Source organism: Methylobacterium sp. WL7 (genome assembly GCF_008040085.1).
GTDB classification, from domain to species: Bacteria; Pseudomonadota; Alphaproteobacteria; order Rhizobiales; family Beijerinckiaceae; genus Methylobacterium; species Methylobacterium mesophilicum.
Window position 1 is genome coordinate 1 of record NZ_VRVG01000201.1, and the last position, 6,389, is coordinate 6,389.

Sequence of the window (6,389 nt, forward strand, 5' to 3'; positions counted from 1 at the left end):
TCGAGCGGGTTCGTGATCTTGGACAGCGACGGCGCGGCGGCCTGGGCGGCCGTCTGCACGGTGCCGCCGACGAGCGAGCCGGCCCCGCCCAGGGTGCTGGTCACGCCGCTGAACGCGCCGCCGACGATGCCCCCGACCGCGGAGGTCAGCAGGTACAGGACCACCAGGGTGGTCACCGCCCAGGACACCAGACCGTGCAGGCCCGCCGTCCCCGCGAGCGGCTTGCCGGACAGGCGCCCGGCGATGGCACCGCCGATCAGCGAGGCGACGATGCCCGAGGCGACGAACCAGATGCCGGCGCTCATCGACAGGGTCGAGGCGGCCGGGTTGTCGGCGGCGTTCATGCCGACGCTGGACAGCCCGATGCCGACGCCGAGCATGTTGAGGATCACCTGGGTGACCAGGGCCGTGGTGGCGCCGGCGAAGATCGCGCCCCAGGACACGTGGTGGAGCAGGACGGTTCGCGAGTCGCTCGCATGGGCGAGCGGTGCGGTCGAAAGGTTGGGGGACGTGGCCACTGGGTTACTCCTGGTCGTCGACCTGGTTGTCGACTTGGTCATCGGCTTGGTCTTCGTCATCTCGGTCGTCCCGGACGCGCGGCCCGGCCTCAGCGGCGGGTGTGCATCAGCAGGGCGAGGCCGTAGCCGACCGCCCCGGCGATCAGCAGCGCGACGACGGGGCTTTCCTCGACCTGACGGGCGACGGCACGGGTGCCCCGGCGGGCGTAGTCGCCGGCATGCTCGTAGGCGTCCTCGGCGTAATGGCCGGCGTCCTCGGCGTAGTCGGCAGCCTGGTCGGCAACCTGCCGGACCGTGTCCTTGGCCTGGCCGTAGAGGTTCTCGGCGGAGCCCTGCGCCTCGCGGAAGCGCCCCTCGACCGAGTCGCTCTTCGAGCCGGTGAGGTCGCCGACCGCGCCCTGCGCCTTGCCGACGAACGCCTTGGCGGCGCCCGTCACGCGATCCGTATCAACCATGATGTCTCTCCTGTCTGGGGGTCGGCTGGTGGCTTGGTGGTCGTGCGCCGCTCGACCCGGACTACGGGTTGCGCAGGATCCCGGGTTTCGCGTCGGACGTCTGCGAAGAGTGCTGAGCCTGGCCGCCGGCGGGGATCCCCGCGGCGCCGCTCGGCGTGGATGGGTCTCGATGGTCGAACCCGCCGTTGATCCGGTCGATACTAGAGTGGGGTCTGATACCGCTGGTTCAATGGTATAATTATACTGATTTGATCGGACTTATGTACTAGCTTCTCGCGTGGTGAAGCCGTTGTCCCGGCCCCAGACGATCACCTCGGTGCGCTTGTGGACCCCGAGCTTGCGGTAGAGGGCGGCGGCGTGGTTGCGCACGGTGTTGCGCGACAGGTTCAGCCGCTTGGCGATGGCCTCGTCGGAGAGGCCGGCGCAGACCAGCCCGAGGATCTGGCGCTCCCGGACCGTGAGGCTCTGGACGCCCTCGTCGGTGCTGTCGCGGCCGGGATGGCGCAGGCCCGCGAGCTTCTCGATCAGGCCGCGGCTGAACCACGAGGTGTCGGCCATCACGGTCTCGATCGCGGTGAACAGCTCGCGCTCGGAGCGCTTGCGCTCGGTGATGTCCTGGAGCACCGCCAGGACGTAGTCGTCCGCGCCGATCACCACCCGCTCGGCCGAGACGAGGCAGTCGATCTCGGTCCCGTCCTCGTGCCGCATGCAGGTCTCGAGGCCGAGGACGTAGCCGGTGCGCCGGACCGTGGCCTCGAACTTCGTCCGGGCGCTGTCCGAGATCCACAGGCCTAGCTCCTCGGCGGAGCGGCCGACGACCTTGTCCTGGCCGTAGCCGAAGATCCGCGGGAACGCCTCGTTGACGGCCGTGACGGCGAAGCCGTCGGCCCGGGCGAGCAGGGTCGGCACCGGCGTCATCCGGAACGCGGTGGCGAAGCGCGCCTCGCTCTGGCGCAGGGAGGTCTCGGCCTTCTTGCGCAGCTCCAGATCCGCGAAGGTGAAGAGCATGCACGGCTCGTCGCCCATCTCCATCGGCTGGCCGGCCACGATGACGAAGCGCGTGCCGCCATCCGGCAGCAGCAGGCAGGCCTCCATCTGGGGGATGGTCGCGCCGGCATTGAGCCGCGCCACCGCCAGCTCGCGCTGCTTGGCGCCGGCCAGGACGTCGACCTCGTAGGCGCTGCGCCCGATCACCTGGTCGCGGGTGTGGCCGGTCATCTCCAGGAAGCCGGCATTGACCTTGACGTGGCGCAGGTCGGACAGCCGGGTGATCACGGCCGGCGCCGGGTTGGCGTTGAAGGTCTTCTCGAACCGCTCCTCGGCCTCGAATTGCGGCGTGACGTTCTGGAGGATCAGCGCGAGGCAGCTCGGTTGCCCGGCCCGGTCGGTGGCGACCAGGCTGCGTAGGGAATGGACGAAGGCGACGTCCGGCTGGTCGGTGCGCACCACCTCGACGATGACATCGTGGAACGTCTCGCCCCGGACCACCCGCTCGATCGGGTAGGATTCGGGCGGCCGGTTGTTGCGGTAGCGGACGGAGAACCGGTCGCGGTAGGCGTCGACGGTCTCGCCCAGCTCCTCCAGGCTGCCGGCCCCGTGCATCGCCAGGGCGGCGTCGTTGGCCCAGGTGATCGTCTGGTCCGGCTCGACCAGGATCACGCCCTCGGTCAGGCCGGCGATGATCTGCCTCAGCTCGTGTCTGTCGACGCCCGCGGTCACGGTGGTTCAGCTGCCTCGCCTGGTGCGACCCGGACTGGATCGGCGGCGGGTAACAGGCGGCGCACCCGGTTGTTCCCTTGTGCGCAATCGGATTGCTGGTATATTTTACTTAGGTCAGTAATCGAGGGGCATGGTGTGGAGGTTGCGGCCGTAACCGAGGCAGCCGAGGTTTTGTACCTGTCGGAGTGGGATTTCGCGCGTGTCCTCGCTCTGCTCGAAGACCCCCCGCCGCCCAATGACAAGCTGCGGGCCGCGATCGCGGCGTTGCCCGATGACCTGTGATGCTGCCCGCTCGGCGTGGCGAGGTCCGAACACGAAAAAGGGCGGCTCCCGCAGGAACCGCCCTCCTCCAAACCGTCGATGAGACCGCGGATCAGCGCTTCGAGAACTGGAAGCTGCGGCGGGCCTTCTTGCGGCCGTACTTCTTGCGCTCGACGACGCGGGCGTCGCGGGTGAGGAAGCCTTCGCGCTTGAGCGGGGCGCGCAGCTCCGGCTCGTAGTAGGTCAGCGCCTTCGAGAGGCCGTGGCGCACCGCGCCGGCCTGGCCCGAGAGGCCGCCGCCGGCGACCGTGACGTTGATGTCGTACTGGTCGACGCGGCCGGCGATCTCCAGCGGCTGGCGCAGGATCATGCGCAGCACCGGACGGGCGAAGTAGACCTCGACCGGACGCTTGTTGATCGTGACCGTGCCGTTGCCCGGCTTGATCCAGACGCGGGCGACCGCGTCCTTGCGCTTGCCGGTGGCGTAGGCGCGGCCTTGCGCGTCCAGCTTCTGGACGTGGACCGGGGCCTCGTTGGCGGAATCGTCCGCGCCGGTATTCGCCCGGTTGAGGTCGGCGAGGGACTGGAGGGTCGCCATGATCAAGCGCTCACGTTCTTGCGGTTGAGGGCGCCGACGTCGAGCGCCTGCGGCTGCTGGGCCACGTGCGGGTGCTCGGCGCCCTTGTAGACGCGGAGGTTGCCGAGGATCTGCCGGAAGAGCGGGCCGCGGGGCAGCATGCGCTCGACGGCCTTCTCGACCACGCGCTCGGGGAAGCGCCCTTCGAGGATGAACTTGGCCGTGCGGTCCTTGATCCCGCCCGGATAGCCGGTGTGGTAGTAGTAGCGCTTCTGGACGTACTTGCGGCCGGTGAACTTCACCTTGTCCGCGTTGACGACAATCACGTGGTCACCGCAATCGACGTGGGGCGTGTAGGCGGCCTTGTGCTTGCCGCGCAGGCGCATCGCGACGATCGAGGCGAGGCGGCCGACGACGAGGCCCTCCGCGTCGATCACGATCCACTTCTTGTCGACCTCGGCGGGCTTTAGCGAGGTGGTCTTCATGGTGAGATCCCAGGGTTCCGACGCGCCGGAACCCCGACGGATCGGGACGCGGACAGCCTCGGGGTGCCGAAAAACGAGCCGCCGCGTGGGGAGCACGCGGCGGCGACGGCCGGTGGATAGCCGGGGATCCCCGGCGCGTCAACCGATAAAATCGAAATCCCGAAAACGGCTTGTTCTGGAATGACTTCGCATTGGCGGTATCATGGTACCGCGTCGCTCACTCCGGGCGTTTGCCGCGCTCCGCGATGGTGAGCCTCTGGACGCCCCGGCCCGCCAGAACCGGTTTCTTCGCGGTGAGGATGCGGGAGTTCACCCCGGTCCAGCCGATCTCCCCCGAGAGCCGGCCGTACTCGATCTTCGGGCAGCGGTTCATGATCACCGTGAGGCCGCGCGCCTCGGCCCGGGCGGCGGCGGCGTCGTCGCGCACGCCGAGCTGCATCCAGATCACCTTCGGCAGCGGGTCGAGGGCGAGCGCCTCGTCCACCAGCGGGCCGGCGGCGGCGGAGTTGCGGAAGATCTCGACCATGTCGATCGGCTCCGGGATCTCGGCCAGCGAGGCGGCCACCCGCCGCCCGAGCAGGTCCTGCCCGGCGAGCCCGGGATTGACGGGCGTGACCGCGTAGCCCCGGTCGAGCAGGTATTTCAGCACGATCCAGCTCGGGCGCGCCGGGTTCGCGGAGGCGCCGACCAGCGCGATCGTGCGCGTGTCGGTCAGGATCTTTCGGATCTGCGCCTCGGGATACCGCGCGTGCCGGGCGGCGAAATCCGGGTCCGGCGCGTCGGTGGTGCTGGTCTCGTGCATGTCGCGGATCCGCTCCCGCCGCATCATCGCAGGGCCGGCGGCCGTGCGGGCTCCCATCTCTACAGTCGCCAGACTTCGTGCCCAAGCGCCCGGAACGCGGCCGGATCGTAGAGCGACTTCACGTCCACGATCAGGCCCCCGGGCTTGAGCCGGGCGGCGATCTCCTCTGGGGGCCGTTCGGCATAGTCCCGATGCGGCACCGCCACCACCACGGCGTCGGCCTGGTCGGGCAGGTCGGCCCAGTCGATCAGGTCGATGCCGTACTCGGCCCTCGCCTCGTCCTTGCGCGCGCGGGGATCGTGGACCGAGACGGCGCAGCCGAACTCCGCCAGCTCCCGGATCAGGTCGGCGACCTTGGAGTTGCGCAGGTCCGAGCAATTCTCCTTGAAGGTCAGGCCGAGCACGATGACCCTGGCGCCCCGGGCGCTGCCACCCTGCCGGACGATCAGCTTGACGGTCTTGCGGGCGACGTGGGCCGCCATGCTGTCGTTGATCCGCCGCCCGGCCAGGATCACCTGCGGATGGTGGCCGACCATCGCGGCCTTGTGGGTCAGGTAATAGGGATCGACCCCGATGCAGTGGCCGCCCACCAACCCCGGGCGGAACGGCAGAAAGTTCCACTTGGTGCCGGAGGCCCGCAGGACCTCCAGGGTGTCGAGGTCGAGCTTGTCGAAGATCTGCGACAGCTCGTTCATCAGCGCGATGTTCAGGTCGCGCTGGGTGTTCTCGATGACCTTGGCGGCCTCCGCCACCCGGATCGACGAGGTCGCGTGGATCCCGGCCTCGATGATCGTCCCGTAGAGCGCGGTGAGCCGGTCCAGCGTCTCGGGCGTGTCGCCGGCCACGATCTTCACGACCTGGGCGAGGCTGTGCTCCCGGTCGCCGGGATTGATCCGCTCCGGCGAGTAGCCGACCCAGAAATCGGTTTTCCAGCGCAGGCCGGAATGCCGCTCCAGCACGGGCACGCAGACCTCCTCGGTGGCGCCCGGATAGACCGTGGATTCGAACACCACGGTCGCCCCGCGCCGCATGTGCCGCCCGACCAGCGCCGAGGCCTCGGTGAGCAGGCCGAAATCCGGGCTCTGGGCGTCGTCCACCGGCGTCGGCACCGTGACGACGATCACGTCGGCCTCCGACAGGCCGGCCGGGTCGTCGGTGATCGACAGGTGCCGGGCCGCCCGGAACGCCCCCGGCTCGATCTCGCCGGCCGGGTCGATCCCGTCCCGGTAGGCCGCGACCTTGGCGGTCGCGCGCTCGTAGCCGATCGTGCGCAGGCCCTGCCCGAACGCCAGGGCGAGCGGCAGCCCGACATAGCCCAGGCCGACGATGGCCACGCAGGTCGTTTCGGAGGGGGTGACGTCCATCGTGATGCCGTGCGGGGCGCGTGCCGCCCGGATCGGGTCATACCTGCTCCGGGCGGGTTTCGGTATGCGGGGGCAGGCGGTGGTGGTGCATCGCCTTCATGGCAGGCGCCTTCCCTCCCCCCTCTGCGGGGGAGGGTGGCCCGCGAAGCGGGTCGGGAGAGGGGAGCGACGCGTCCGGAAGAGCCGCTACGGTCGCCTCATCCAGTAC

At 69.7% G+C, this 6,389-nt stretch carries 6 protein-coding genes and 2 pseudogenes; 1 reads left to right on the forward strand and 7 read right to left on the reverse strand.

Features of this window, described 5'->3' with window-relative positions; genetic code table 11:
* From FV233_RS27660 to FV233_RS27670, 3 genes and pseudogenes are all read right to left on the reverse strand, one after another.
* Positions 1–518: pseudogene (locus FV233_RS27660) on the reverse strand (PhnA-like protein); the annotation flags it as partial.
* 89 nt (positions 519–607) lie between these two features.
* A complete protein-coding gene (locus FV233_RS27665) occupies positions 608–973 on the reverse strand; it encodes a CsbD family protein (RefSeq protein ID WP_147899441.1) in 366 nt (121 codons plus the stop codon).
* A gap of 258 nt (positions 974–1,231) precedes the next feature.
* A complete protein-coding gene (locus FV233_RS27670) occupies positions 1,232–2,692 on the reverse strand; it encodes a helix-turn-helix transcriptional regulator (protein WP_147899442.1) in 1,461 nt (486 codons plus the stop codon).
* 147 nt (positions 2,693–2,839) lie between these two features.
* Here FV233_RS27670 and FV233_RS31430 point away from each other — a divergent pair.
* Positions 2,840–2,974: pseudogene (locus tag FV233_RS31430) on the forward strand (DUF1778 domain-containing protein); the annotation flags it as partial.
* 91 nt (positions 2,975–3,065) lie between these two features.
* Here FV233_RS31430 and rpsI read toward each other — a convergent pair.
* The 4 genes from rpsI to FV233_RS27695 all read right to left on the reverse strand — a co-directional run bounded on the left by rpsI (position 3,066) and on the right by FV233_RS27695 (position 6,181).
* The gene (gene rpsI, locus FV233_RS27680; RefSeq protein WP_147855872.1) at positions 3,066–3,551 is read right to left on the reverse strand and encodes a 30S ribosomal protein S9; all 486 of its coding nucleotides are present in this window, start codon (positions 3,549–3,551) and stop codon (positions 3,066–3,068) included.
* 2 nt (positions 3,552–3,553) lie between these two features.
* Complete coding sequence (gene rplM, locus FV233_RS27685) at positions 3,554–4,015, reverse strand: 50S ribosomal protein L13 (protein ID WP_147855873.1); 462 nt, start codon at positions 4,013–4,015, stop codon at positions 3,554–3,556.
* Positions 4,016–4,232: 217 nt separating this feature from the next.
* Positions 4,233–4,817, reverse strand: a complete 585-nt coding sequence (locus tag FV233_RS27690) for a CoA-binding protein (RefSeq protein ID WP_187277803.1) — start codon at positions 4,815–4,817, stop codon at positions 4,233–4,235.
* A gap of 59 nt (positions 4,818–4,876) precedes the next feature.
* Positions 4,877–6,181, reverse strand: coding sequence for a nucleotide sugar dehydrogenase (locus tag FV233_RS27695; RefSeq protein ID WP_147899443.1), 1,305 nt, complete (start codon positions 6,179–6,181; stop codon positions 4,877–4,879).
* Between the last annotated feature and the right edge of the window lie 208 nt (positions 6,182–6,389).